The sequence below is a fragment of the Sphingobium lactosutens DS20 genome (assembly GCF_000445105.1).
Lineage (GTDB): Bacteria > Pseudomonadota > Alphaproteobacteria > Sphingomonadales > Sphingomonadaceae > Sphingobium > Sphingobium lactosutens.
In genome coordinates this window covers 1-2,580 of the sequence record NZ_ATDP01000066.1, presented here as the reverse complement: position 1 = coordinate 2,580, position 2,580 = coordinate 1, and the positions used below count along the sequence as shown (strand labels likewise).

The following is a 2,580-nucleotide window of genomic DNA, read 5'->3' as shown; positions in this document are numbered from 1 at the left end:
GCCTGGTTCTGGCCCTTGAGCGCCTCCACCTGGGCGGTCAGCATCTCCAGCCGGCGGTTCTGGCCGTCGATCGACTTCAACTGATTTTCGGTGGACTGGAAGCGGTTCTCCGAGAGCGCCATCCACTCCTGCTGCGAGAGATTGCGGTTCACCAGGTCCTTGGTCGAAACGGTGACCTCGCTCGTGCCGTCGTCGGCGAGCTTGTCGCCCTTCTCATCGCCGCTGAAGATCCAGAACGAGGAGAGGATCAGGCCGGCGCCCGCCACCCCGGCCAGCAGCAGGCGCTGCTTGCGGCGAACGGCTTCGTTCGCGGTGAGATCGCTGGCGACAGGAGATACGCCCTCGTCCGAAGCCCCATCAAGAGCGGGACGCTTGCGATTCAGGAAATCGAATAATGCCATGTCCTCACCTTCCGTTCTGGGACACGAGGTAGGCGGTGGTGACCTTGCCCGGAGCGAGCTTGCTCTCGGCGATCGACACGGCCAGGGCGCTCGCTGGAGCGACCATCGCTTCGGTCAGCTCGACCTCTGACGGACCCTTGTTCTCGATGCGCAGGACCTTGCCGCTGAGCTCCGAACCGCGATATTCCGCGATCATCTGCACCTTGAGGGTGCCAACATAGACCGGCCGCAAGGCGCGCTGGCGCATCTCGTAGCCGTCGGCGACCGCATTCGAATACATCGCCTGCACCAGCTCGACCGCGGCATCGTGGGTCCCGAGCCTCTCGGCCGGACCGTTCTCCGCTGCGCGTTCGTTTGCGATCGCCGGATTGGAGACGAAGACCTGGGCGGCCTGGTCGCCGCCGATCCGGCAGACGAACTTGTAGACATAGCCGCGCTTGCTCGTGGCGAAGAAGGAGAGCGCCGGGCGGGCAAATCCGTCGGGAACGGACAGGTAGATGTCGCCGCGGACCGGCTCGTTGACGACCGAGAAGTCATCGGTCGGATTGCCGGTGGAGATCTTGGAGACCGACGCGAACTCGTCTTCGACCAGGCTGATACGCGTCAGGTCCTTGGCGGACGCCTGGCAGTCGACCTGGCTGCTGTCCGCCGCCATGATGGTCTGATCGGCCCAGGCGGGCTGCGCGCTCAGCAGAACGGCAATGCCTATCAGCGCAGCGCCCGTGCAACGGCTCAGATGACAGTTGACGCGCGAGAGGAAGGCGGTGCCCGCAGCGGCACTGCCGACGACATAGACGGACATCATTGATCCTTCCCCTGCTCGGCCGTCACCATGCCGAAGCCGATCAGCTTCAGGGACAGGCCGGAATATTCCCAGTCGTACCGAAAGGTCCGCCGCTCGTTCGAGATGACCCGATTGCCGACGATCGTATGCAGACTGCCCGTCACCTCCGAGCGCAGCCCCTTCGTGTCGAGCTCCATCTTTTCGATCGTGAAGAACTGCGAAATCGAAGATCCACGCTGTTCGTTCACGATCTTGAGCAGGTCCGCCTTGACCTTGCCCTGGGAGGCCGGCGCCGTGATATCGAGCACCGCGTTCATCCAGTATTCGAGGTTCTGCGGGCTGCGATTGAGGGTGAGCACCACCGTGTCGCGCGTGATCATCTCGAGATATTCGCGGCTGACCCCGGCGGAGCTTACCGTGACCGGCGATCGCAGGATCGGCTGCAGCACGATTTCGCGGTCCCGCGACACCGTGAAGATAAGCAGCAGGATCGTCAGTGCGCAGAGGCCGACGGCGACGATCGCGAGCAGATTCCGCTGCCGCAAGACCCGCTGGCTGTGCGAATGGCTGTAGGAAAGTTCCATATCACCCCGCCATCAATCGAAGGTACGAGGGTGGCGTGGCTCTCAGACCGGTGAAGCCGGCCGGAAGAAACCAGTAGGCCAGATGGAGAAGCCATGACGTCGCCCGGCCTGCCTTCGCTTTTCTGAGACCCCACCAGCCCGCACCCGAAAGCAACATGCCGATGAGGATGTGCTGAGACAGAATCCCCCAGACGAAGGGGATGACCATCGCCAGGAACTCATCCAGGGTCCACAGCCCGATCAGCTCGGGATCATCCAGATGAGTCGGGATGACGTACTTATCCGCCGCCATTGCACCACCCTCTCCTTGGGTCGGTCAAAGCTGCTACTTCGCCCGACCGCAGGAATGATCAGATCGTCGCGGTGACCGTCGACGTGACGATGGGAATGCCCGTGCCGGCGCCGACGCCGACACCGACCGGGATGGCGATCTGGCCCATGGAGAAGCGACCGGAGGCGAGCGCGACGATGCCGCCCGCGAGCGAAAGCACCGTGATGATCTTGCCGCCCGAGCCCTCGAGGAAATCGGTGAACTTGTTGAGCGCCGTGTCGAAGGTCGTGTCGGCGCCGGCGAATGCCGGACCGGCGAACCAGAAGGAGGCGAACAGGAGGGCGGCGATCACGACGATCGCCAACTCTGCGCGCCCGGTCTCTTTCAGGACTGACTGCATGTTGGGTTCCCTTCAATTGGAGACGCGACGAGAACCGCGCCCAGGGAAAGCTGACCAACCCGCGGCCGGGTCGTCACGGGCAGCCGGGGTGACGGGGGAAGAATCTTTCGCCGATCGAGGCCCTGCCCCCGAACGCCGGG

Annotated in this window: 4 protein-coding genes and 1 pseudogene; all 5 read right to left on the bottom strand. The window is 63.8% G+C overall.

Features of this window, described 5'->3' with window-relative positions; genetic code table 11:
* Positions 1-401, bottom strand: a pseudogene (locus tag RLDS_RS0127680) (conjugal transfer protein TraB); the annotation flags it as partial.
* A gap of 4 nt (positions 402-405) precedes the next feature.
* Positions 406-1,206: a type-F conjugative transfer system secretin TraK gene (locus RLDS_RS32525; protein ID WP_021223067.1), complete on the bottom strand. Its 801-nt coding sequence runs from the start codon at positions 1,204-1,206 to the stop codon at positions 406-408.
* Positions 1,203-1,769, bottom strand: a complete 567-nt coding sequence (locus RLDS_RS32520; RefSeq protein WP_020818507.1) for a type IV conjugative transfer system protein TraE — start codon at positions 1,767-1,769, stop codon at positions 1,203-1,205. Before RLDS_RS32520 ends, RLDS_RS32525 begins: the two co-directional genes overlap by 4 nt.
* Position 1,770: 1 nt before the next feature.
* Positions 1,771-2,061 (bottom strand): type IV conjugative transfer system protein TraL, encoded by a 291-nt coding sequence (traL, locus tag RLDS_RS32515; protein WP_020818508.1) that lies wholly within the window; start codon positions 2,059-2,061, stop codon positions 1,771-1,773.
* A gap of 58 nt (positions 2,062-2,119) precedes the next feature.
* Entirely contained in the window at positions 2,120-2,440 is a 321-nt protein-coding gene (locus RLDS_RS32510; RefSeq protein ID WP_020818509.1) for a hypothetical protein, read from the bottom strand.
* Positions 2,441-2,580: the final 140 nt, after the last annotated feature.